Origin of the sequence: Demequina aestuarii (genome assembly GCF_000975095.1) — a bacterium.
GTDB classification, from domain to species: domain Bacteria; phylum Actinomycetota; class Actinomycetes; order Actinomycetales; family Demequinaceae; genus Demequina; species Demequina aestuarii.
This window is the reverse complement of record NZ_BBRD01000002.1, coordinates 178,878-202,860: the sequence shown is the minus strand read 5'-3', so window position 1 is coordinate 202,860 and position 23,983 is coordinate 178,878. Positions and strand designations below refer to the sequence as shown.

At 67.1% G+C, this 23,983-nt stretch carries 23 protein-coding genes; 15 read left to right on the top strand and 8 right to left on the bottom strand.

Features of this window, described 5'->3' with window-relative positions:
- Positions 1-108: 108 nt before the first annotated feature.
- The 4 genes from AOP72_RS12555 to AOP72_RS12540 all read left to right on the top strand — a co-directional run bounded on the left by AOP72_RS12555 (position 109) and on the right by AOP72_RS12540 (position 3,089).
- On the top strand, positions 109-630 hold the full coding sequence (locus AOP72_RS12555; RefSeq protein ID WP_062137751.1) for a DUF805 domain-containing protein: 522 nt from the start codon (positions 109-111) through the stop codon (positions 628-630).
- Between the two features lie 90 nt (positions 631-720).
- Entirely contained in the window at positions 721-1,389 is a 669-nt protein-coding gene (locus AOP72_RS12550) for a LysE family translocator (RefSeq protein WP_062137748.1), read from the top strand.
- A 116-nt stretch (positions 1,390-1,505) separates the two neighbouring features.
- Positions 1,506-2,333: a MerR family transcriptional regulator gene (locus AOP72_RS12545; protein WP_062138082.1), complete on the top strand. Its 828-nt coding sequence runs from the start codon at positions 1,506-1,508 to the stop codon at positions 2,331-2,333.
- Between the two features lie 84 nt (positions 2,334-2,417).
- Positions 2,418-3,089: an SDR family oxidoreductase gene (locus AOP72_RS12540; protein WP_062137745.1), complete on the top strand. Its 672-nt coding sequence runs from the start codon at positions 2,418-2,420 to the stop codon at positions 3,087-3,089.
- Positions 3,090-3,216: 127 nt separating this feature from the next.
- On the opposite strand, the gene AOP72_RS12535 is transcribed toward AOP72_RS12540, so the two are convergent.
- Complete coding sequence (locus AOP72_RS12535; RefSeq protein WP_062137743.1) at positions 3,217-4,308, bottom strand: inositol-3-phosphate synthase; 1,092 nt, start codon at positions 4,306-4,308, stop codon at positions 3,217-3,219.
- A 9-nt stretch (positions 4,309-4,317) separates the two neighbouring features.
- A complete protein-coding gene (locus tag AOP72_RS12530) occupies positions 4,318-4,908 on the bottom strand; it encodes a PadR family transcriptional regulator (protein ID WP_238581701.1) in 591 nt (196 codons plus the stop codon).
- 403 nt (positions 4,909-5,311) lie between these two features.
- Here AOP72_RS12530 and AOP72_RS12525 point away from each other — a divergent pair, with 403 nt between their 5' ends.
- Entirely contained in the window at positions 5,312-7,558 is a 2,247-nt protein-coding gene (locus tag AOP72_RS12525; RefSeq protein ID WP_062137740.1) for a transglycosylase domain-containing protein, read from the top strand.
- A 150-nt stretch (positions 7,559-7,708) separates the two neighbouring features.
- On the opposite strand, the gene AOP72_RS12520 is transcribed toward AOP72_RS12525, so the two are convergent.
- Positions 7,709-8,752, bottom strand: a complete 1,044-nt coding sequence (locus AOP72_RS12520) for a lipid II:glycine glycyltransferase FemX (protein WP_152650420.1) — start codon at positions 8,750-8,752, stop codon at positions 7,709-7,711.
- A gap of 161 nt (positions 8,753-8,913) precedes the next feature.
- On the opposite strand from AOP72_RS12520, the gene rpsF reads away from it, so the two are divergent.
- From rpsF to AOP72_RS12480, 8 genes are all read left to right on the top strand, one after another.
- Positions 8,914-9,204 carry a 30S ribosomal protein S6 gene (rpsF, locus tag AOP72_RS12515; RefSeq protein WP_062137734.1) on the top strand — a complete coding sequence of 97 codons (291 nt, stop codon included), beginning with the start codon at positions 8,914-8,916 and terminating at the stop codon, positions 9,202-9,204.
- A gap of 49 nt (positions 9,205-9,253) precedes the next feature.
- Positions 9,254-9,745: a single-stranded DNA-binding protein gene (locus tag AOP72_RS12510; RefSeq protein WP_062137732.1), complete on the top strand. Its 492-nt coding sequence runs from the start codon at positions 9,254-9,256 to the stop codon at positions 9,743-9,745.
- Between the two features lie 28 nt (positions 9,746-9,773).
- On the top strand, positions 9,774-10,010 hold the full coding sequence (gene rpsR, locus AOP72_RS12505; protein WP_062137727.1) for a 30S ribosomal protein S18: 237 nt from the start codon (positions 9,774-9,776) through the stop codon (positions 10,008-10,010).
- Positions 10,011-10,023: 13 nt separating this feature from the next.
- Positions 10,024-10,470, top strand: a complete 447-nt coding sequence (gene rplI, locus AOP72_RS12500; protein ID WP_062137724.1) for a 50S ribosomal protein L9 — start codon at positions 10,024-10,026, stop codon at positions 10,468-10,470.
- Between the two features lie 543 nt (positions 10,471-11,013).
- Positions 11,014-12,381: a replicative DNA helicase gene (dnaB, locus tag AOP72_RS12495; protein ID WP_062137722.1), complete on the top strand. Its 1,368-nt coding sequence runs from the start codon at positions 11,014-11,016 to the stop codon at positions 12,379-12,381.
- Positions 12,382-12,503: 122 nt separating this feature from the next.
- The gene (locus AOP72_RS12490) at positions 12,504-13,121 is read left to right on the top strand and encodes a thioredoxin domain-containing protein (protein WP_062137719.1); all 618 of its coding nucleotides are present in this window, start codon (positions 12,504-12,506) and stop codon (positions 13,119-13,121) included.
- A gap of 24 nt (positions 13,122-13,145) precedes the next feature.
- Positions 13,146-13,709, top strand: a complete 564-nt coding sequence (locus AOP72_RS12485) for a redoxin family protein (RefSeq protein WP_084631951.1) — start codon at positions 13,146-13,148, stop codon at positions 13,707-13,709.
- A 116-nt stretch (positions 13,710-13,825) separates the two neighbouring features.
- The gene (locus AOP72_RS12480) at positions 13,826-15,448 is read left to right on the top strand and encodes a methyl-accepting chemotaxis protein (protein WP_084631950.1); all 1,623 of its coding nucleotides are present in this window, start codon (positions 13,826-13,828) and stop codon (positions 15,446-15,448) included.
- Between the two features lie 64 nt (positions 15,449-15,512).
- On the opposite strand, the gene AOP72_RS12475 is transcribed toward AOP72_RS12480, so the two are convergent.
- A complete protein-coding gene (locus AOP72_RS12475; RefSeq protein WP_062137710.1) occupies positions 15,513-16,499 on the bottom strand; it encodes a cytochrome c biogenesis CcdA family protein in 987 nt (328 codons plus the stop codon).
- A 224-nt stretch (positions 16,500-16,723) separates the two neighbouring features.
- On the opposite strand from AOP72_RS12475, the gene AOP72_RS12470 reads away from it, so the two are divergent.
- On the top strand, positions 16,724-18,046 hold the full coding sequence (locus AOP72_RS12470; RefSeq protein ID WP_062137707.1) for a hypothetical protein: 1,323 nt from the start codon (positions 16,724-16,726) through the stop codon (positions 18,044-18,046).
- A gap of 493 nt (positions 18,047-18,539) precedes the next feature.
- Here AOP72_RS12470 and AOP72_RS12465 read toward each other — a convergent pair whose 3' ends face one another.
- From AOP72_RS12465 to AOP72_RS12455, 3 genes are all read right to left on the bottom strand, one after another.
- Complete coding sequence (locus tag AOP72_RS12465) at positions 18,540-20,414, bottom strand: ABC transporter ATP-binding protein/permease (RefSeq protein WP_062137703.1); 1,875 nt, start codon at positions 20,412-20,414, stop codon at positions 18,540-18,542.
- Between the two features lie 49 nt (positions 20,415-20,463).
- Entirely contained in the window at positions 20,464-21,576 is a 1,113-nt protein-coding gene (locus AOP72_RS12460; RefSeq protein WP_152650418.1) for a peptidoglycan-binding domain-containing protein, read from the bottom strand.
- A gap of 81 nt (positions 21,577-21,657) precedes the next feature.
- Positions 21,658-22,386 (bottom strand): hypothetical protein, encoded by a 729-nt coding sequence (locus AOP72_RS12455; RefSeq protein WP_062137698.1) that lies wholly within the window; start codon positions 22,384-22,386, stop codon positions 21,658-21,660.
- 455 nt (positions 22,387-22,841) lie between these two features.
- On the opposite strand from AOP72_RS12455, the gene AOP72_RS13670 reads away from it, so the two are divergent.
- Positions 22,842-23,240 carry a peptidase inhibitor family I36 protein gene (locus AOP72_RS13670; protein ID WP_193746434.1) on the top strand — a complete coding sequence of 133 codons (399 nt, stop codon included), beginning with the start codon at positions 22,842-22,844 and terminating at the stop codon, positions 23,238-23,240.
- A 521-nt stretch (positions 23,241-23,761) separates the two neighbouring features.
- Here the strand turns inward: AOP72_RS13670 and AOP72_RS13665 are convergent.
- On the bottom strand, positions 23,762-23,917 hold the full coding sequence (locus AOP72_RS13665; RefSeq protein WP_193746433.1) for a helix-turn-helix domain-containing protein: 156 nt from the start codon (positions 23,915-23,917) through the stop codon (positions 23,762-23,764).
- Positions 23,918-23,983: the final 66 nt, after the last annotated feature.

Below are 23,983 nucleotides of genomic sequence, written 5' to 3'. Positions count from 1 at the left end.
CAGAATCGCCCGGCCGTCCAGGCACGTCGCGCGCGGGGAGAACCCGCTACGCTCGCGACCAGGCGCCGGTGGCGGCACACATCTATTCGACCGTTGAGGGGACTCACCGTGGGATTCGGCACAGCAATCAAGACCTGTTTCAGCAAGTACGCGACGTTCGAGGGCAGAGCGCGTCGCGCCGAGTTCTGGCTCTTCTACCTCTTCACGATATTCGTGGGGACCGTCAGCTTCGGCATCACGATGGTGACGGCGCTGACCGTGCTCCCGACGTCCGAGCTCGACCCCGACCCGTCCGGCGCCGGGCTCGCGGTCTACTTCGTGGTGCTGGGAATCGTCATCCTGGTGAACCTCGCGCTGATCATTCCGGTCTACGCCGCGTGGGCGCGCCGACTGCACGACATGGGACAGTCCGGCCACTGGCTGTGGTTGAACCTCGTGAGCCTGGGCATCGTGCCGTTGATCATGGCGTTCATGGACTCCCAGCAGGGCGCCAACCGGTGGGGCGCCGACCCCAAGGCCGCAGAGCGCGGTCAGTACGGCGGGTATGGGCAGGCGCAGTACGGCCAGGCGCAGCCCGGCCAGGCACCGGGTGGCTACCTGCCTCCCCAGCCCCCCGCGCCCACGCAGTAGGTCGCTGACCGCGCATCGGCCGTCCGCAGGAGCTGGCACCGGCACTGCCGGGACCTTCCAGACGGCCGATGCGCGCACTAGCCTGAGCGCATGATCGCCTGGGATAGGCTGCTCGCTTTCGTTGCCGTGGCATCCGTGCTCGTCGCGATCCCTGGGCCCAGCGTGCTGTTCATCGTGGGGCGTGCCCTCCAGCACGGCCGCCGCGGCGCGCTGCTCTCGGTAGCGGGCAACGCCGGCGGCTTCGTGGTGCACGCCGTGGCGGTGGCGGCCGGCGTGGGCGCGCTCGTCGCGGCGTCTGCCACGGCCTTCACGGTGCTGAAGCTCGCGGGCGGCCTCTACCTCGTGTACTTGGGGGTCCAGGCGATCCGGCATCGTCACGACGGCCTCGCGCTTCCGACCGCAGCCGAGCCCCCGGGTGACGCGGTTCGCGACCTTGATCGCCTCAGCACGCGGCGCGCGCTCTCTGAGTCGTTCCTCGTGGGCGTCACGAACCCCAAGACGCTGGTGTTCATGGTGGCCGTCCTGCCCCAGTTCGTCGATGCCGCGCGCGGTCCAGCGTGGCCGCAGATCCTCGTCCTTGGCGTCGTGTTCGCGCTGATGGCGCTGCTCATCGACAGCGTGTGGGCGCTCGCGGCCTCCGGTGCGCGTCGCTGGGTCGCCTCATCTCCTCGGCGGGTGGCACGTGTGCGCGCCGCAGGTGGCGGGATGATGGCGGCGCTCGGCGTGGTGCTGATGGCCTCACGCCGCGCCGCCCACTAGATCAGTTCGGACCCGTCCGACCGGTTCTGTCGCTGCGTGGTCGCTGCCGTGGCTGTCGGCGAGGACTCCTCGTCGAGGATTGACCCTGACATGGTGTGAGGCGCCACCATGTGTTCATGGCCGAGACCACCCACCTCATGACGATAGGTCAGTTCAGTTCGCTGAGCCGACTGTCGGTACGGATGTTGCGGCACTACGACGCCCATGCCGTGCTGGTGCCCGCTGATGTCGACCCGTGGACCGGATACCGCCACTACTCGCCGCACCAGCTCGCCGACGCCGCCGACATCCGGAACCTGCGCGACATCGGGTTCGGCGTCTCTGCCATTGGCGCCCTCCTCGCTGCCCGCGGCACCCCGGCATGGCTTCACGCACTGCAACTGCAGCGCGACAGCCTCGCCGAGGAGCTGCGCACTGCCCAGGGACGGCTCTCCCTCATCAGCCGCTTGCTCGACCAAGGAGAATCACATATGTCCATCACCCTCAGCCGCGTCACATTCCCCGCGATGACTGTCGTCGCGGTACGCGGCATCGTTCCGACCTACTCCGACGAAGGTCAGCTGTGGGAGCAGATGACGCCCGCACTCGCGGCCCAAGGCCTCACTCCCCTCGGGTCGTGCGGCGTCATCGAGCACGACGATGAGTACACCGAACGCGATGTCGACCTGTCGATCTTCCTGCCAGTGGCGCCAGGCACCAGCGTCGAGGCCCCGTTGGAAATCCTTGAGCTGCCGGAGCGGGACTGCCTCGTCGCGCAAGTGCATGGGCCCTACGCGCAGATCAGCGGGGCTCACGATCTCATGAACGCGCGTATCTCCAGCGAAAACCTGGTCGTCAGGAACGACGGAACGGTCGCCAGCAAGGCGTTCAATCGCTACCTCGTCACCGAAGAGACGGCCAGCGAGGACGAATATGTGACCGAGGTCTGCCAGCCACTCGCGTAATTCATGGGACGGCGCGCTCGATTCCGACTTCCACTGAGCGCGAACGAACGTGCATCGCGACGGTGAAAGAGGGAGGGTGGGGGGATGACCAACACACCTCAGCGCATCGCCATTGTGGGCGGCCACGGCAAGATCGCCCTCCACCTCATTCCGATCCTGAAGGGACGGGGCAAGACCGTCGTCCCCCTGGCTCGCAAGCAGCAGCAGCTGCTCGATCTCGCAGCCATGGGAACCGAGCCACGGATGCTCGACATCGAGGCGGCGTCCGAGGAGGACTTCGCCCAGGCCTTCGAGGGCTGCGACGCCGTGGTGTTCGCGGCCGGCGGCGGCCCTGACGGCGACATCGATCGCAAGCGCACCGTCGACCTCGAGGGATCGCTCAAGTCGATCGCAGGCGCGAAGGCTGCTGGCATCGAGCGGTTCGTGCAGATCTCCGCCTTCGGCGTGGACAACCCCGTGCCCGACGACACCGAGCCCGTGTGGAAGGCCTACGTCGACGCGAAGCGCGACGCCGATGCGGCACTGCGCGACTCCGGGCTGTCGTGGACCATCATCCGCCCCGGCGGACTCACCGACGGCGCGGCGACCGGCAAGATCGCCCTGTCCGAGTCCGTCGACCAGGGCCAGATCCCGCGTGCCGACGTGGCCCACGTGCTCGCCGACTGCCTGGACCAGCCCGCATCGGCCGGCAAGCAGTGGGAGGCCGTGAGCGGCGAGACGCCCATCCCCGCCGCGATCGAGCGCGAGGTCGCGTGAGCGCACATGGCGCGGCCGCGTGAGCGCGGTCAACGCAGTGGCGTGAGCCACGCCACCACCTGACACAGCAGAAGGCCCGGTCACCGTGCGGTGACCGGGCCTTCTGCGTGCGGCTAGCGCGCGAGTTCTACCGCTCGACGTCTCCGGCGATGAAGGCCTCGAGCTGGACGCGGCCCTTGGTGTCTTCCATCTGCACGGGCGGCGACTTCATGAAATACGTCGAGGCCGAGAGGATCGGGCCGCCGACGCCGCGGTCCTTGGCGATCTTCGCGGCGCGGATCGCGTCGATGATGATGCCGGCGGAGTTGGGCGAGTCCCACACCTCGAGCTTGTACTCGAGTGTGAGGGGCACCTCGCCGAACGCGCGGCCCTCGAGGCGCACGTAGGCCCACTTGCGGTCGTCGAGCCAGGCCACGTAGTCGGACGGGCCGATGTGCACGTCGCGCGAGTCCTTGAGGTCCTTGAGCGAGCCCTCGAGGTTGGAGGTCACGGCCTGGGTCTTCGAGACCTTCTTGGACTCGAGACGGTCGCGCTCGAGCATGTTCTTGAAGTCCATGTTGCCGCCGACGTTCAGCTGGTACGTGCGGTCCAGCGTGACTCCGCGGTCCTCGAACAGGCGGGCCATGACGCGGTGCGTGATGGTGGCGCCCACCTGGGACTTGATGTCGTCGCCCACGATCGGCACGCCAGCGTCCTCGAACTTCTTGGCCCACACGGGGTCGGAGGCGATGAAGACGGGCAGAGCGTTGACGAACGCGACATTCGCGTCGATGGCGCACTGGGCGTAGAACTTGGCGGCCTCTTCTGAGCCCACGGGCAGGTAGCAGACCAGGACGTCGGCCTTGGTCTCGCGCAGCACCTTCACGATGTCCACGGGGGCGTCGTCGGATTCGACGATGGTCTCCCTGTAGTACTTGCCGAGGCCGTCGAGCGTGTGGCCGCGCTGCACCTGGATGTCCGTCTTGGGGACGTCGCAGATCTTGATGGTGTTGTTCTCGGAGGACTGAGTGGCCTCGACGAGCTCCTTGCCGACCTTCAGCGAGTCGACGTCGAACGCTGCCACGAACTCGATGTCCGAGATGTGGTAGTCGCCGAACTGGACGTGCATGAGGCCGGGGACGGTCTCCCCTGCGACGCGGTCCTTGTAGAACTCCACGCCCTGGACGAGGGACGTCGCGCAGTTTCCGACGCCGACGATGGCGACGCGAAGTGCAGCCATGATTTCTCCTTAGTTGTTGCCCGCGGAAGCGGTGTTGTTGGTGTCTCCGCGGGTCGCGGATCGTTCGTTCTCGATGAGCCGGTCAAGCCATTCGACCTCCCGCTCGACCCTTTCGAGGCCGTGGCGGTGAAGCTCAGTGGTGTAGGCGTCGTGACGTTCGCGCACGCGCTGGAGGCCCTCGGAGACCTCTTCGAGCCGCTCGGCGAGGCGCGATCGGCGTCCCTCAAGGATGCGCAGGCGGGTCACGGAGTCGGTGCGTTCGAACATCGAGAAGCGCACGTCGAAGGCGTCGTCGTCCCATGACGAGGCGCCCGAGCTCGCCAGCTCTTCCGCCAGGCGAGCGTGCCCTGCGTCGGTCAGCTGATAGGAGATGCGCGAGCGCTTGGAGGCGGTGGCGCGGATCGCGGCGTCGTCACGGTCGTCGGTGGCGATGAGGCCTTCGCCGACCATGCGCTTGAGGCACGGGTAGAGCGAGCCGTAGCTGAGGGCACGGAACGGTCCGAGCTCGTTGCCGAGCCGCTTGCGGATCTGGTAGCCGTGCAGCGGCTGCTCGGAGAGCATGCCGAGGATTGCCAGCGACAGGACGTCGGTCTTGGCCACGGGCCCTCCTCTCGTTCGATGCCCGATGCGGGTGCTGCCAGGGCGGCGACGGCCGTGGCAGACGCTCACCATAGCATTTGGTTGTATCGACACGATACATCGGCTAGCGTTCTTGTGCGAGGGCGCGCCAGCCGCGCCACGATTCGACGTCGTCGCGCGTTACTGACGTGACCACCGCATCGGCCGCGTCCCAAGCGCCGATGCCACGGCGGGCCGTCCCCTTGGCTCGCCCCGATCTCCCTAGGGTGAGAAGACAGTGACCGATTCGAGCAGGCCGCAGGGCACGACCCCGCAGCGCAGAAGCACGCGTTCCACCACCGGAGCGCAGCCGACGCGCGCCTCCACGGGCGTGAGGCGCGACTCCTCCGGTGCTCCCGCCAATGGCATTCCGCCGTGGAGTTCGGTGAGCGCCGTCAATGCGTCCGCGCGCCAGAGCTCCGCGGCCAAGCCGCGAACCGGCGCCGGCGGCACCGCCGCGTCGAGATCCAGCGCGTCGAAGGCCAAGCCGAAGAGCGCCGCGAAGGGTGGCAAGGGTGGAGGCAAGGGCGGCGGCGGCAAGCGCACCTCCCGCGCGGATCAGCCTCGCTGGAAGTTCTGGCTGCGCCGTATCGGCTTCGGCGCATTGATCGCGGGCCTCGCGGTCGCGCTGATCGGGCTCATCGCGCTGATCATCAAGTACGTCAGCCTCGAGGTGCCCGAGCCCGACGACTTCGCTCAGGCCCAGGCCTCGACCTTCTACTACGCGGACGGCGAGACCGAGATGGGACGCCTCGGCGTCGCCAACCGCGAGGTCGTCGCGTTCGAGGACATCCCGGAGCACACACGCAACGCGGTCGTCGCCGCAGAGGACCGCAGCTTCTACACCAACCCCGGCATCGACGTGGTGGGCATGTCCCGCGCGCTGTTCCGCACCGTGGTGTTGAACGAGCAGCAGGGCGGCTCGTCAATCACCCAGCAGTACGTCGAGCGGTACTACGTGGGTGAGACCACCACGTCGATTCCCGGCAAGATCGAAGAGACGCTGCTGGCGCTCAAGATCGACCAGCAGCAGTCCAAGGACGAGGTGCTGGGCAACTACCTCAACACCATCTACTTCGGCCGCGGCGCATACGGCATTCAGGCCGCAGCCGAGCAGTACTACGGCAAGCCCGCCGCGGACCTGACCCTGTCCGAGTCGGCCATGCTCGCGGGCATCATTCCGGCGCCCAGCAACTGGGATCCCCGCGTCGACCCCGAGCGCGCCGAGCAGCGCTGGAACTACGTGCTCGACGGGATGGTCGACGCGAAGTTCCTGACCCAGGACGAGCGGGACGACATCACGCAGTTCCCCGAGCCCATCGAGTACGAGAACGCGGACGTGTTCGCGGGGACGCAGGGCTACATCCTGCGGGAGGCCATGGACGAGGTCGTCGAGCGCACCGGAGCCTCGCAGGAGGAGATCGAGTCGCTCGGCTACCGGATCACGACCACCATCGTGCCCGAGCACCAGCGGGCGGCCGAAGAGGCCGTGGCGCAGATGCCCGAGGATCATGCCGACAACCTGCGGGTCGCGGCCGTGACCATGGATGCCGCCACCGGTGCGGTGACGTCGATGTATGGCGGGCCCGACTACCTGGAGATCCAGCGCAACGCCGTGACCCAGGACGTCGCCCAGGCCGGATCGACGTTCAAGCCCTTCGCGCTCATCGGCGCTCTCGAGCGGGGGATCAGCCTCGAGACCGAGTACCTCTCCAACAACGAGATGGAGTTCGAGGGCTTCGACCGTCCGGTGCGCAACTTCGGTGGGGTCGACTACGGCTACATCGATCTGGTGCGCGCGACCCAGAGTTCGGTCAACACCGCCTACGTGCAGTTGGGCCTCGAGGTCACGCCGCAGGTGGTGATGGAGACCGCGATCAAGGCGGGGCTCCCCGAGGAGACGCTGGGCCTCGAGCCGAACGCGTCCAATGTGCTGGGCACCGCCTCGCCTCACGCCATCGACATGGCGCACGCCTACGCGACCATCGCCAACGCCGGCGTGCGGACGGAGCCCTTCATGGTGCAGACCGTGACCGACTCCGGCGGCGACGTGGTCTACGAGCATGAGGTCGAGTCCGAGCAGGTGTTCGCGGCGGACGTCATGGCCGACACCACGTACGCGATGCAGCAGGTCGTGCGGTATGGATCCGGCGAGTTCGCCAACCAGATCGGCCGGCCGCTCGCGGGCAAGACCGGAACGTCCAACGAGAACCGCTCCGCGTGGTTCGTGGGATTCTCGCCGCAGATCGTCGGATCGGTCTCCCTGTATCAAGTGGGTGAGGACGGCTCTGCTGAGCAGATCACGCCCTTCGGGGGATTCGATCAGATCACCGGGTCCACCATTCCGGCGCGCGTGTGGACCTGGATGATGGAGCCGATCCTGGAGCCCATGGAGGTCGTGGACTTCCCGCCGCGCGCCAATGTGGGCGAGGTCGCCAACAGCGAGCCCCCTCCCCCGGAGCCGAGCCCCACGCCGACCGAGACCGAGGAGCCGAAGCCGGAGCCCTCGAAGGAGCCCAAGCCCGAGAAGCCGGAGAAGCCGGAGAAGCCCGAGCCGGAGCCCGAGCCCGAGCCGTCAGATACGGGACTGCCCGAGCCCACGGCTGCGCCGACGCCGACTCCGGAGCCCTAGTCGCCGGGCGAGCAGTCGCCGGGCGAGCCGCGCGTCGCGGCAGTCACTGAGCGCTGACATCGTGCCGGATTCGGCGCTCAGCGACTGCCGGCGCGCGCGATCCGCCGACGGCCGATGCGCTGGCTCGCTGGGGATCAGTGTCGACCGGGGTCAGCGGCGCAACAGGCGCTTGACTCGCAGCGCGAGCACGAGGGCGCGGTAGCGCCACCGCTTGACGGGCACGTCCCACGCACCGTCCACCTCTGTCTCGTCCGCGAACTGTCGCTTGAAGTCGCCCACGCTCTTCAGCTGCGGCGCGCGAGCGGAGTCGACGCCCATGAGGTCGTAGCTGTGAATGCCCTCGGCCTTGAGCACCCGCATCACGTGCCAGCGGAGAAGCATCACCGCGTTGGTGCCGCGCGCCTCATGGTTCGCGCCAGCGTAGTAGCTCGTCGCCTTGCCGTCGTAGGTGGTGACGATCACCCAGGCGACTGCGCGGCCCGGCTCGGCCGGAGCGTCGTCTGTGCCCGCGTCGGTGCGGCGCGCGACGAACACGCGCGCGTGCTCTCCGAGCGCCGCGACCATCGCGTAGTACGTGTCGGCGTCGTAGATGCCGAAGTCATCCCGCTCCGCGGTCTCCTCGTAGATCCGGTAGAGCTCGCCGAACGCCTCGCGGCTGAGGCCGGACTCGTCGGTCAGGTCGAAGCTCTCGTCCCGCAGGGCCTTGCGGATGCCGGTGCGACGGCGCTTGGCGAACGACGCGAAGATGTCGTCCTCCTCGGGCGTCAGGTCGATCACGACGGTGCGGTCGTAGGTGACGGTCTGCAGCAGCTCGTGGAGGTCCGAGGCGGGGTGACGGGCGTGGAGGCGGGCGAACACGACGTGGGGAGCCTCCGCCGCGATGTAGCCGCACAGCGCCTCGCGAAGCGCGCGCTCCGCGTCGGGAGTCTGCTCCCCGATCCAGAGGGGGCCATGCTTGGCCCACAGGTACTGGAACCCGCGGCCGGTGTACTCGGTGAGCGCGATCACGGCCACCGGCCCGTCCCCATCGGCCACGGCCAGCCGCCGCCAGAAGGCGCGCGCGGGCACGGCCTCGTCATAGGGGTCCCACGCCGGGGACTGCTCGATCGGCACTGGCTCGCCGGAGGCCTTCGCCAGTTCCAGGAAGCGGTCGTTCGAGACCTGCTCCACGCGCATCGGCCGTCTGTTGCTCACCGCACCCACGCTACCTGCGGACGCACGATTCCCCTGCGACCCCCACGCACGGTATCCTTGTCGCTGGCCCGCGCGCTTCCATGGCGAGTGGGCCTCAAGGCATCAACCCTCCTGCCACGGAACGTCCGTGGCCGCATTAGTCCAGAGGAGGTGGGTATTCGATGCGTCAGTACGAAATGATGGTCATTCTCGACCCAGAGGTAGACGAGCGGACGGTTCAGCCGTCGCTCGACAAGTACCTGAAGGTGATCACGGGAGACAGCGGCACGATCGACAAGCTCGACATCTGGGGCCGTCGTCGCCTGGCCTACCCGATCAAGAAGAAGAACGATGGCATCTACGCGGTGATCAACTTCACCTCGGAGTCCGCCACGGCCAAGGAGCTCGAGCGTCAGCTCGGCCTCAACGAGTCGATTCTTCGCACCAAGCTGCTGCGCCCCGAAGCCAAGTAGCGACTCTCCCGACTGCAACCGCACACGACACGACACTTAAGGGATTCACATGGCAGGCGAGACTCCGATCACCATCGTGGGAAATCTGACGGGCGACCCGGAACTGCGATTCATCCAGTCCGGCGCAGCCGTCGCCAACTTCACGGTGGCGTCCACCCCGCGCACGTTCGATCGACAGACGAACGAGTTCAAAGACGGAGAAACCCTGTTCATGCGCTGCTCTCTGTGGCGCGAGGCCGCGGAGAACGTGGCCGAATCCCTCACGAAGGGCATGCGGGTCATCGTGACCGGCCGCCTGGTGTCGCGATCGTGGGAGGCAAACGGTGAGAAGCGCACTGTCAACGAGATCCAGGTCGACGAGGTCGGCCCGAGCCTGCGCTACGCCACCGCCAAGGTGACGCGCACGCAGCGCTCAGGAGGTTCTGGCGGCTCCGGCGGCCAGGGCGGATTCTCGGGTGGCGGTGGCGGCTCCGCGCCGGCAGGCGGCTCCTCGAACGACCCGTGGGCCACGGCCCCCGCGTCTGACGAGCCCCCGTTCTAAAGCACTGATCCACTTCAGGAGTACCACAATGCCCAAGCACGACATTCGTAAGCCCCGCAAGAAGGTGAACCCGCTCAAGGCCGCCAAGGTCAGCACCGTCGACTACAAGGACACCGCCTTGCTGCGCAAGTTCATCTCCGACCGCGGGAAGATCCGCTCGCGCCGCGTCACTGGCGTGTCGACCCAGGAGCAGCGCGAGATCGCGCGTGCGATCAAGGTCGCACGCGAGATGGCGCTGCTGCCCTACGCCGGCTCCGGCCGCTGATCGGGGGTCTGATATGGCAAAGCTCATTCTGACCCACGAGGTCTCCGGTCTCGGAATCGCCGGCGACGTCGTCGACGTCAAGGACGGTTACGCCCGCAACTTCCTGGTCCCCCGCAAGCTGGCCACCCCGTGGTCCGCTGGCGCCGAGAAGCAGATCGACTCGATGCGCAAGGCGCGTCGCGACAAGGAGATCGCCAGCGTCGAGGAGGCCCAGGCGGCCCGTGACTCGCTGCAGGCGAACCCCGTCAAGGTCGAGGCCAAGGCGGGCGACTCCGGTCGTCTGTTCGGCGGCGTCACCCCGGCCGACGTCGCGGATGCCATCGGCGACCGTGCCAAGGTCGACAAGCGTCGCATCCACATCGGCCAGGCGATCAAGACGACCGGCACCTACACCGTGCAGGTCGCCCTGCACGACGAGGTGACCGCCAACGTCGAACTCCAGGTGGTCGCAGCAAAGTAGTTCGCAGCGCTGAGCAGTCAGCACCGCGCCGGCCCCGGTCGGCGGCCCCTTGGGGGCCGCCGACCGGGGCCTTTGCCGTTCCCGGGCCGCGCTGCTCGGTCGCGACGGGTCGATGCACGAATGGTCGGCGGCGGCCGACGGCATCGGGGTGCGGGGTGCGGGGAGGGGGCCGTTCACCAGGGACGACGCGCGGGTGTGGAAAACGTCACTCCGACACGCCCACGTGCGACACGCCGACGACTTTTCTCCCACTCTTTTCCCCAGCGATAGTGCCCTCGTAATCCCTGGTAGTGACGACGTCGGGGACATACGGGACCGTTCATCCACATGTTCCTCCACAGGGCCGCGCGCCCTTTGTCCACAGGTCGTCCACTGTGAATACGGCGTGTCTCCACGGGTTGTCCACCGGTCACGCGGCGCGCGAGTTGTGCCGCCGCGCCGGGACTCATATCTTGGCGTGTCAGACCGACGAGGGACACTCGTAGCAATGACGCCGCGACACACGCGGCCCGGAATCAGCAGTGACAGGGAGACCCCAAACGCATGTCGGTTGATGAGCTCGAAGCGGCCTATGGCCCGGAGCGCAACACGTACGACCGTCTCCCGCCTCAGAACGTCGAGGCGGAGCAGAGCGTGATCGGCTCCATGCTGCTGTCCAAGGACGCGATGGCGGACGTCATCGAGTCCGTCCGTGGCGACGACTTCTACAAGCCGGCCCACGAGACCATCTTCGATATCGCGGTCAAGCTGTACAACGCCGGCGACCCGGTCGACGCCCTGACGGTGAGCGCCGAGCTTCAGCGCACCAACCAGTTGGGACGCATCGGCGGCGCCGAGTACCTCCACACGCTGATCGCCGTGGTGCCGTCGGCGGCCTCCGCCGGCTACTACGCCCGTCTGGTGCGCGAGCAGTCGATCCTGCGCAGGCTCGTCGAGGCCGGCACGCGGATCGCGGCCATGGGCTACGACTCCGACGGCGCCGAGGTCGACATGGTGGTCGACGGCGCGCAGGCGGAGATCTTCTCTGTCACCGAGAGGCGCAACTCCGAGGACTACCTCGCCATCGGCGACGTCATGGAGCAGACGCTCGAGCAGGTCGAGGCGTCCTCCAACCGCGACGGCCAGATGCTGGGCATCCCCACGGGGTTCCGCGACCTCGACGAGCTGACCGGCGGCTTCCAGGCCGGCCAGATGATCGTCCTGGCCGCCCGTCCCGCGATCGGAAAGTCGACGCTCGGTCTCGACATCGCGCGCTCGGCCTCCATCAAGCACGGCAAGCCGTCGGTGATCTTCTCGCTCGAAATGAGCCGCGAGGAGATCACCAAGCGCATGCTCTCCGCAGAGGCCGGCGTGAAGCTCTCGAAGCTCACCAAGGGTCCGATGGGGCCCAACGACTGGGAGCGCCTCGCCCAGACAGCAGCCAAAGTGTCGAAGGCGCCGCTGTACATCGACGACTCCCCCAACATGTCGCTCATGGAGATCCGCGCCAAGTGCCGCCGGCTCAAGCAGCAGCACGGGCTCGAGCTGGTGGTCGTCGACTACCTTCAGCTCATGAGCTCCGGCCGCAAGGTCGAGTCGCGTCAGCAAGAGGTCTCCGAGTTCTCTCGTGCCCTCAAGCTGTTGTCGAAGGAGATCGAGGTCCCCGTGATCGCGATCTCGCAGCTGAACCGCGGTGCTGAGCAGCGCACGGAGAAGAAGCCGATGCTCTCGGACATGCGCGAGTCGGGCGCGATCGAGCAGGACGCCGACATCGTGATTCTTCTCCATCGTGACGACGCCTACGACCGCGACAACCGCCCCGGCGAGGCCGACTTCATCGTCGCCAAGCACCGCGCCGGCCCCACAGACACCATCGCCGTCGCGTTCAAGAAGGACTACGCGCACTTCGCCGACATGGCGCCCGACCTGTAGGTCCGCCTCTCGGTTCGGGTCGCACGGACCCAACCGCCGCATCGGCTGCTCCGAATGCCTGCCAAGGCGCGCGAACCGTCGTGCGCCTGCAGTGACGATCACGCCGGCACACGGAGGCGACCTTGACCCAAATTCGCACGGCGAAGCGCGCCGCCCTCACGGCATGGGCCGCGTTGCTCCTCACCGGATGTGCTGCTGGCGCGAGCGACATCACGTCGCCGTCTCCGGCTCCCCCGTCGACGACCTCTGCGGCCCCTGAGCCGGCGATCACCGCAGCCGACGCCACGCCCGAGGATTCTGCGGCGGACTCGGACGTGTCGGTCGAGGTCCCTGAGGCGCTGCGGTTCGAGGCGACGCTGCTCGCGAATGGCGAGGTCTTCGACGGCACGTCACTCGCGGGACAGGATGTGCTCATCTGGATCTGGGCCCCCTGGTGTCCGGTGTGCCAAGCGGAGGCGCCCGACGTCGCTGCGGCGGCGGCCGAGCTGCCAGACGGCGTCGCGATCTACGGCCTGCCTGGCAAGGCCGATGCGGCCTCGTCTCAGGCCTTCGTCGAGGACTACCGACTCGACGGCTTTCCGCACATCTTCAGCGAGGACGGGAGCCTGTGGCAGAACTTCGGGGTCTCGTACCAGCCTGCACTCGTGATGGTCGGTGATGATGGCTCAGTCGAGACGATTCCTGGATCAATGAGCAAGCAGGACATCATCGACGCGGCTGCGCAGCTCGCGGCAGAGTAACCACACGGAACGGGGGAGGGTGTCATGAAGACAGCGACGCGATGGGGCATTGGAGCAGTGGGCCTGGGAGTGCTGCTCGCGGGGTGTGCAAGCAGTCCGGGTGGAGTCGCACCACGCGAGACTGGGACGTCGACGGCCACCTCGTCCCCCGTCGCGAGCTCCTCGGCCGAACCGGAGAGCCCCTTCGCCTTCGAGGCGGCGACTGTCGCCGGGGGGACCCTGGATGGAGAGACGCTGCGCGGCCGCGACGTGATCCTGTGGTTCTGGGCGCCGTGGTGCCCCACCTGCATGGTCGAGGGCAAGGAGCATGTCGCAGACGCGATCGCGCAGATGCCCGAGGGGGTCGAGTTCGTGGGCATCGCGGGACGCAGCGACGACTTCCCCGCCATGGAGGAGTTCCTGGAGTGGACAGGCACCGGCGACGCGACGCACGTGGCGGACGTCGATGGCGCGATCTGGGAGGCGTTCGGCGTGCTCCAGCAGCCGGCGTTCCTGTTCGTCAACGATGATGGCACCGGAACTCGTGCGGGATCGGGCCTGAGCGCGGACGACATCCTCGAGCGGGCAGAGGACCTCGCGAACAGTTAGGGTCGCTCGCCAGCCGCGCGCTCATGCTCGTGCAACGTCCAGAAGTCTCAGAACCTCGTCGCTCCAGCCGATGGAGTGGGTATTCCAGTTGAGGTATCTGAGCAAGGAGCAGTGTGATGAGTGGTGCGTCTCCAGTTTCCGGCGTCGTCAAAGTGCGCGCACGGGGATGGCGGTGGACGATCGGCCGCAGGGTCGTCGCGGGCTACGCCGTTGCGCTGATACTCATGGCGGGTGTCGGGCTGGTGTCCTTCGTCAACACACAGGCGCTGGTGTCCAACAGCGGTTGGGTGGAGCACACCCATGAGGTGCTGGGGAAGACAGACGCCATCCTCTCGTCTCTCAAGGACGCGGAGACCGGCCAGCGGGGCTACCTCATCACCGGGGTCGACTCATACTTGGCGCCGTACACGGAGGCGCAGAGTTCTGTCGTCGAGCACCTCGAGAGTGTCCGCTCGCTGACCAGCGACAACGCCACGCAACAGGATCGGCTGACCGCACTCGAGCCGCTCATCGCTGCGAAGTTCGAGGAGATGCAGCAGACGATCGACGTCCGTGAAGCCGAAGGGTTCGCACAGGCCCAAGCGATCGTCCTGTCAGATGCGGGAAAGGTGGTGATGGACCAGATTCGTGCTCTGCTCGACGAGATCCGTGCCGATGAGGAAGCGCTTCTCGAGGATCGCGCCGTCGAGGCGGCCGCTGCGGCCGATACCACCAAGACGGTGATCATCGGCGGGACGCTGGCCGCCGTCGTCGTCGTGCTGCTGTTCGGCACCTATGTGACCCGCAGCATCACGCAACCGATCAACGCCCTCTCGGCGCGGATGCGCGAGATCGCCGACGGGGACGGTGACCTCACCCAGCGGGTCGACGATTCGCGCGCGGATGAGGTGGGTGATCTGGCGACGGTGTTCAACCGGTTCGTCGGAAACATCGCCGCGCTCGTGCGCCAGATCGGCGTCTCCGCGTCGGCCTCGTCGTCCGCAGCCCACGAACTGTCGGTCGTCACGGCGGAGATGACGCGGCAGTCCTCGGACGCGGCGCAGCAGGCCGCCACCGCGGCGGCAACTGCGGAGCAGGTCTCCTCCAGCGTGCAGACCGTGGCAGCAGCAAGCGAGCAGATGGGGGCGTCGATTCACGAGATCGCTCGTAGCGCCGCAGAGGCGAGCAGCGCTGGACGCACCGCGGTCACCAACACCGATGAGGCGAATGCGATGATCAGCCGTCTCGGCGAGTCGTCGGCCGCCATTGGGAGCGTCGTCGCTCTCATCAACACCATCGCCCAGCAGACGAACCTCTTGGCCCTGAATGCGACCATTGAGGCTGCGCGAGCCGGCGAGGCGGGCAAGGGCTTCGCCGTGGTCGCGGGAGAGGTCAAGGAGCTCGCGCAGGAGACCGCCAAGGCGACCGAGGGAATCACGACCCAGATCGCACAGATCCAGTCCGACGTCGACGTGGCGGTCACGGCGATTGCGACCACCTCGCAGGTCATCGGTCAGGTCAACGACCACCAGGGCAGCATCGCCGGTGCTGTCGAGGAGCAGAGCGTCACCACGAAAGCGGTGGCGACCAACGTCGCGGACGCTGCTGTGGGGGCGACCACCATTGCTGACAACGTGCGCTCCATCGCCACGAGCGCGGAGAGCACCGTCGGCAGCATCACGCAGATCCGCTCCTCGGCGGACGAACTCGCGCACAACGCGATGCAGCTCGACGATCTGGTGGGTCGCTTCCGCGTCTGAGTGACGGCTCCCCCGCCATTGTCGGGGCGAGCCGAGACATGGTCACGCCGTGCGGGTGCGCGGGTCAGCCACGACTCGCGCGGCGTACGGACTCGAGCGTGGCGGGATCGGCGACGGTGAAACCCGGAGCCGAACCGCGTGGCGGCCGGTCCCCCTCGCCGTCGACGCTGACCCGCGCGCGGCCGCTCGTGCCCCCGCGCCGGGCCGCGACCAGGATCGCCCCTGCCGCAGCAGCGACGATCGCGACGAAGATCACGAGCACGGCCGTCCCCCACGACTCGATCCACGCCGATACCCCGGACTGCCATTGAGCGGTGGTGGTGAGCACGGGGTTCAGCGTGTCGATGCCGTACTGGAGCAGCACCTCTGCAAGGCCGAACACGAGCACGTAGAGCCCGGCCACCACCATGAGCCCGCCACCGACGCGCATGAGGAGCGGAGTGTGACGCCGCATCGTAGAGGCTGCAGCGGAGCCCGCGACGGCGGCCACCATCGAGATCGCGAGCACGGACGCCCCCATCCCCGCGCCGTAGATGAAGAACGGAGCGACGGCTGCGACCGGGCCGGTCGCGGCGAGCGCGTGCGCGACCACCGCGAGGAACAGCCCGATGGTGCAGCTGAGGGATGCGACCGCGAACGATGCCCCGTAGCCCACCTGCGACCAGAACGCTCGACGCGGCGCGTGGCCGGTGATGCGGAGGCCTGGACCGCGCAGCTGACCGCCGCGCAGCATGACGAGGCCGAGCCAGACAAGCACGGCGCCGATTGCGACGGTCACGTAGGAGACGTAGGGCAGCACCGACCCTTGGAGCCCCAGACTCACGGCGCCGAAGAGCAGGCCGAATCCGGTGAACACCACCATGAAGCCCAGGGTCATCGCGAGGCCGAAGCCGACTGCGCGGCGGAGGGCGACCGCGCGGGTGACGCCCGCATCGGCGCTGCCCGTGACGATGACGGTGAGGTAGGCCGGGAGCAGGGCGAATCCGCACGGGTTGAAGGCGGCGACCGCGCCAAGCAGCAGCACGTAGGCGGCGACGGTGGCGTCGAGCATGGCCCCTCCTCTTGGGGTGAGTGTAGGGCGGCGGAGCGCGCCTGCAGTCGATTCGGTGCGACGGCGGCCGCGGACGGGTGCGCACCTCACCCCATATACGATTGGTAATCATTATCAACTAACGCTAGAGTCACCGATGGGCGCGTCGCAGCGCTCTCCCGGCGGTCGCCGCCGGCCACGATCCCCCACACGAAAGGTCGGCCCCCGCAGGGGCCAGGTTCTCCATGAGCACGACAGCACACACCGCGCGAGCGGCCACGTTGGCAGGGGGCGCCGCGCTCGCGCTGCTCCTGTCCGCATGCGCGGCGGAGTCCGATGCCACCTCATCGGCCAGCTCCAGCGCCGCCCCGGGAGCGACTCAGGGCGCGCACGATGACCACCACGACGGCGAGGGCGCCGCCACGCAGCAGTCCTCCGCCACGCCCCGACTGACCGTGGCCTACGACGGCGGGGTCGCGGTCATCGACGCCGCCACCCTCGAACTGGTCGCGGACCTCGAGCTCGATGGCTTCAACCGCATCAACGCCGCGGGTGACGGAAGGCACGTCGCCGTCGCCACCAACGGAGGCTGGGCGGTCCTGGACGCCGGCACCTGGAGCGAGGCGCACGGGGACCACGCGCACTACTACACGGCGGACCCCGTCCTCCATGAGGTGCTCGTCGAAGCGGAGCTGCCGGCGCACGTGGTGGTCCACGACGGACTGACGTCGCTGTTCGATGACGGCACCGGTGACGTGACCGTGGTCGAGACCGGCGAGTGGACCGAGATGGTGGAGCACGGCGACGTGCACGTGTCGCGTGAGTACGCCACCGGCGCGGCGCACCACGGCGTCGCAGCAGCGGCGGCCGACGGCAGCATGCTCGTCACCGAGGGCACGGAGGACGACGGCGTGAGCAGCGTCGCCATTCTGGACGCCGATGACCAGGTCATCGTCTCCAGCGACCAGTGCCCGGGCCTGCACGGAGAGACCGCCTTCACCGGCGCCTCGGGCGACGAGTACATGATGACGGGCTGCCACGACGGCGCCCTCGTGTTCCATGGCGACCACGCGCACAAGATCGCGGCGCCCGACGCCTTTGGGCGCATCGGCAACGCGTTCTCGTTCGATGGCTCCGACATCGTGCTCGGCGACTACAAGACGGACCCCGAGGGCGGCATCGGCCTCACGCAGGCGACGCTGATCGACGTGGAGAGCGAGTCCATCACCGTGATCGACCCGTTCGATGGGGCCGACGCGCAGTACACGTGGCGCGGTCTCGCTCGCGGGGCGGAGGGCGAGGCGCTCGCCCTGGGAACCGACGGCGCCCTGCGCGTCATCGACCCGGCCACCGGCGAGGTGGTGCGCAGTATCGACGTGATCGACGCGTGGGCGGTGCCCGAGGAGTGGCAGACCGCGCACCCGGCGCTGACCGTGCTCGAAGGCATGGCCTACGTGACCGACCCGGCGAACGGCGCCATCCACGCGGTCGACTACGTGGGCGGCGAGGTGTGGAAGTCCGCTGAGGTCGGCGTGGAGATGAACGAGATCGTGGGCGTCACCGGCTGATCGGGCGCGATCCGTTTGCTCGGGCCCGGTCCTGCTGCCATGGGCGGCGGGGCCGGGCCCTTCTGCGTCAGGGTGCCGTGGGCACGAGGACAACGCAGGAGGCGAGCGGCGCGCGGAAGTGGTCGGGATGACTATCTGCAGCGTGGCGGGCGCGGACGTGCAGGAGCTGAGCGCAGCAGGCGACTGGGAGATGACAGGCACCGTCGGGCATGACCCGAAGCGCACGGTGCGAACGCAATGGGGATCTGCCGCAGGCGCGTCCACACGTGGGTCACGCGCTTCGATGCCGAAGGCCAGGATGGCCTGACCGTCACCGTGAACATCGCCGGGCACCTGACCACCGCCGAGCCCGGGATCGACGGCAACGTCCGCGCCCTCCCCCACCAGCCACCACCGATCACCGTGGGGCACCATCGTTGCGGAACTCGGGCCAGACTGAGACACGGCATGCGGGTCTACCGAGACGTTCCGTCGGGCCCGTCGAGTTCGGCGCTCACATCCGGAGCGAAAGCGCGGGGTCTATTCGTGAGGCCTGGAGAGCGGCGACTACTCCAGCCAATGCTCCGACGCAGACTCCGCCTGCCACGGCGAGCGGAACGAGAGACGGCTCAACCACAGGTGTCCATCGGTTGGCGATTGTGATGCAGAGAATCACGAGATAACCAGCGAGCATCCCGAGGAAGCCACCGGCGACCCCCACGAGCGTCGATTCGACGAGAACGAGTCGGAAGAGGTCGCCGGGTGATGCACCGAGCGCCCGCCGGAGTCCGAACTCGCTGCGACGCCACGACACCGTCAAGTTCATCGCATTCGCTAGGGCAAGCACGGCTGCCGCGATCGCGACGAGTGACAGTACGGCGAGCGAGGTCGCGACGCTTCCCTCGATCTCCTGGCGCAGATCCCGAGGATCCTGGGGAACAGACACACGAAGCGCGGCGGGGTCTTGCGGGTGGATCGCAAGTCTCGCCTGCGAGGCCACCTGGCTTGCGGCTCCCGGGCCTACCGTGAGGAGAAACGTTGCTGCTTGAGTGTCCAGAGCCAGCCCCGTCGACGAGTCATCATCCTCGAGGACGACTATCGAGCCTGTCAGCAGCGGCACGCGCGGTGAACTCTCGATTAGCCCCACGACGACGCAAGGCGAACCATCGAGCCATATGACCGGCCAACTGTCCACCGGGCTCAAGTCGAGGTTCGAGGCCGCATTGACACCCACGATCGCGACGCGGCCCGCGTCGCCGGCGTAGCCAGCGGCCCACTGGATCTCGCTGTCGGTGGCCTCTTGGAAGTCGCCGTCCGCTCGGTATGCGGGGAGTGAGATCGCCGTCTTGTCGGGGCGCGCCGCCACGGGCGTCTGGTCTCCATCGACGAGAATCGCTGCCGAGTCGACGCCAGCGATGTGAGTGAGCGCCGAGACGGCCTCGACAGGGTCTGGAGAGTTCCAGCCGCTGGTGTCAGTCTGCACGGTGAGGTCGACGGCATCCTTCTCGACAGTGACGTATCGGTTCGCACGTGCGTCAAAGGCATCGCTCACCTGAGCACGTGCCGTGGTTCCGAACCCAAGGGTTCCTACGACGAGTCCGACGGCGACTGCGACCGCGCTGACGAGGCCCGCCGTTCGAGACGGCCGCGACCTCAGCGATGCAACTGCGTCGGCGACGACGTCCCGAGCGGTGCGCCTCGTTGGCTTCAGCTCCCGCGCCGCGTTCTCACTCCTGACGGCGGCGGCGAGCACTCCATCGGGAGGTGCCGGATCGCCCACGATCTCGCCATCAAGAACTCGGACGCGCCGATCCGCCTTGTCCGCCACTGAGGCTTCGTGGGTCGCGATCACGACGGCGACACCTGCGTCCCGCAGTTCGCACAGTGCGGAGAGAACCTGTGATGCGTTCTCGGAGTCAAGGTTTCCGGTGGGCTCGTCCGCGATGAGTACGGGGGCTCCTGTCGCAAGTGCCCGGGCTATCGCGACGCGCTGTTGTTGCCCGCCCGACAAGGTGCTCGCGTTCTGATTCCCGAAACCGTCCAAGCCGACTGTCTCAAGTGCCTTCTCGACCCGCGACGCAACCTGGTCGGACGGCAGACCCGAGTAGGACAAGGCGATCGACACCCCGTCTCGCGCGGGGCGGCCGGCAAGCATATGAAAGCTCTGGAAGACGAACGAGCAGGTCTGAGACCGAAGCCGGGTGCGAGCGGGGTCGGGAAGAGAGGTGGCGTTGATGCCGTCGACGACGTAGGTGCCTTCAGTGGTGGTTTGCAAGAGGCCGAGGACATTGAGGAGGGTGCTCTTGCCGCCCCCGGACGGGCCCTCGATAGCCAGGAGTTCGCCCGGAAACACGTCGAGGCTGACGCCACGAAGCGCATGCACCGGCATGGCTCCGTCGTAGATGACGTGGGCATCGCGCAGTTGCAGTAGTGCCGCACTACTCGACGACAACGCGGTCTCCCGCTTCAAGCGAGCCCGCCACTGGTTGAATGGCCGCCAGACCACTCAGCTCGCCTGTCACCGAGACCTCGACCGAGGTTGTGAGATCTCCGGAGGTCGCCACTCTTTGTACGGTGGAGGTCCCCATCGCGTCGGTGGAGATAGCACGCACCGGCACGATCAGGGAGTTCGATGCGACTGTCTCGATCGTGATCGCAACTACCACCTCGGTGCCGTACCAGTCTTCACTGATCGTGGCTCCATCCGTTGCCTCAAGGAGTACCGAGCCGGCCACGCCGTTGTCCGGATCTCCGTCGTCGATGGAGACAACCTCCACGGCGACCGGTGTCGGCGTGTACGCCCCCAGGACGCCAGCGGATCCCACTTGCACTCTGGCGAGCATCCCGTCCGGCAACGTTGCGACGGCTGCCAAGTCACCACTTGAAGCCGTGATCGACGACTCCCCGTCCAGCGAGTCCCCGATTGCGGGAGTGCTGTCGATGGTGATCGGAAACGTCAGGTCAAACGTGAGGATTTCGGTCGATGGAACAACAATCAGGTCCTCAGCGGTGATGTCCGTGGGTCGCGTAGGGACATCGCCGCCGTCCCGGCGGGTCATCGGCCAGAAGCGGGCCGCGTCGTACGCTTGCAGCACCGCACTTCTCGTGGCCGCGCCGAAGTCTCCCCACTCACCGTCGGGGATCACGTACCCCGCGAGACGCAACGCCTCCTGCAGCTGTATGACATCTGAGCCGTGATCCCCCTCAGTGAGATCCCGGTAGGCGGGCACCGCTCCGCGGATCGCGAAGATCGGACGGTCGTTGGCGGCGGCGAGCGTCTCCATCGGACCGACCGAACTGCCCGGCTCAACAGACAATGCGGTGACAAATGCGTTCGCGCTGCCTGCGGGGCCGCGCAGCACATGAGTTACTGACGATTGTCGCGTGATGGCGGCTTCGGCCGTCGTCTCATCGGCAAGGTCACCGTATTGAACCTCAGCCACCACGGGAAGCGGTGAGGGCGCTGTCGCCGCTGCCGCGCGTTGCGACGGCGATTGGACAATGCTTGCCAAGAGCCAACCCGCACCGAACACGGCGAGAATGCCGAGCACAGAGAGTACAACCGTCACGCGTCCGTGACGTGCGGCGTCACGGCTGTGCGCGGTTCGTCTCCAACGAGCGGGCATACGGGGCTAGCCGCCGATCTCCGCGAGCTTGGACATTGCACGGGCTACGTAAGCGTCGCCTTCCGCCTGCTCCGCTACCAGCTCGTCGGAGTTGTTGGTGAGCGCCACAGTTTGGAGCCGTAGCTCCGCGTTGTACAAAGTGGCGTCGTACCCGCTGCTGGCACGACACTCCGCATCCGCAACCGCGATCGAGATCTGGTCTGCGCTGGCCTGCGCGCCTGGCTGATCCATGCCCCATTCATCCATGAGCGCGTCTGTTGGCATGGCGAGGGGCGATTCCGGGAGATCTGGGATCCCCAGCGGCCCCATGCATTCACGCCACGCCGCCGCAGCGTCCTCCACCTCGGTACTTTCGAGTGCAGTGGCAAGGGCTTCGCTTGCCAGGTCGACGGCGAGTTGGGTGTAGTTCGCCGGCAAGGGAAGTTCGTCTCTCGCGTCCTGGGTGATGCATCGATCCACTGCGGCTTGCTTCTCGGGAGTCAGCACCAGCGATGAGAACTCTTGCTCCGCGGCAACGACATCGGGAGGCAGCCAGTCGGGTGACCGGTAGCCGTACGCGGCTGCAATGTCGACATCGAAGAGTTTGCGACCACCATCGGATCGAACAGCGGAGGGCTTGAGCGAACTGACATCGCGCCGAGGCACCGGCCAATCGAAGCCTTGCCCGTTCATGCATTGCTCGACGAGCAGGTTCTCCGCATAGTTCGCGAGATCCCACTCGAACGGGGAGATCATGTAGTCGTCGAGTGGCAGAGCATGCTTCTCGAAACCTGAAGGCGACGCAGCACCCGATGGCATTGGGTCAGATGAGGGCTGCGGCCCGCAACCGACGAGCGCACAGCACAATAGGCTGAAGGCCACCCTCCAACCTTGGCGACGGCTGGATGGCCCAGGACCAGAGTCATCGAATCCACGCAACTGGCACCCCTTCACACGCCTCTTTTCACGTAGAACGCCTTCTCGCGGCAACGAGAGGCGATCCCAGGCGTCGCAGCAAAGGCCAACGTCCTGAGTCGTTGATCAACGTCGGCACGCTCGCATTGCCAACATACCGGATGCGGTTCACACGTCAACACGATACGGTCAAAGTGGCGCATTCAACTTCGACTGCGCCGGATCGCATTCAAACGACTGCGATGAACCAACTAGGGGGGAAGTCAATGTCAAAGAAGCGTTGGACTATTCGCGGAATGGCCGCAGGAGTAATCGCCGGTATTGGGGTGGCCGCCTTTGCGGTGGCACCCGCGTCCGCAGCACCGTCGAACTGCAGCAGTGGTGCGATGTGTCTGTGGATGGACTCGAACTACCTCACCGACGGATTTAGTGTGCTCAACTTCGAGTTTCAGTACTATCACACCGACTTCGCGTTCGTGGACTGGTGGGAGTCCGGGACGGCCGTGAGCGTCGACAACACCACATCGTCGGTCTACAACAACGGCAACTCCTACAATGCAGCTCTGTTCGCGAACCCTCGAGAGGGCGGATACCACAAGACCTTCGTCAAGAAGACCGGACAGTCGCAGTTGACGGGCTACTGGAATGACCGGGCAAGTTCTGGCTACTTCTGTAGCTACACAAGCGCCTGTTAAGGAGGGGTCCTGCCGGCGGCGTCGAAAGGTGGCGCGCAGATTGGGGCCTCGATGGCGAGGCTGGCGTTCGATGGTCGGGGCCCTGAGGGAATCAGTTTCCCCAGGGCGACCCGCCCCTATCGGCGGTCGTCGGCACGCTCGATCTATGCCGCAACCTCAATGCGCAACGGTGTGCGGTTGTCTCCAGCATCCGGGCAAGGTGCTCTTCTGGTGCATTCCGCCAGTGGTCGCCAAGCGGCCCCTTCATCCCACCAGCTGTGGGTGTTCAGTTCGGCCACGATTGTCGCGTGTCGGTTCGTCAGACATGGTTTTGCGGGTGTGTCAGGGCGGGGTCGTCGCCTCGCCCCCTCCCTGCGGGAGGGGCCTTCGGTTCTTCTGGGGTTGGGCGCTTCGGACTTCGTCAAGGGTGTGGTCGGCCCGGCTTCCACAGACGCCTCACTCACCGGCTCACGTGCGCCAGCGAGACACAATGGCCGCGTGTGGCGAACTCGCGCCGGGTCGGACGAGACGTCCGACGGTGATCACGCCGCCACGTCGTCGGCACGCCACCAGTTCTGCAAGCAGGCCTCCGAGATCCCGAAGTCTCTCGCGATCTGCTTGATCGTGACGCCGTGCTCGCGACGGCGAGCCACCGCGATCCCATCGTCACGGAACTCTTGGGAAGAGGGCTTGGGCACAGCAACTACCTTCCAGGCCGCCCCGAAGAGCAAGCCAGATCAGATGTCACCTGCTGCTGCGGCAGA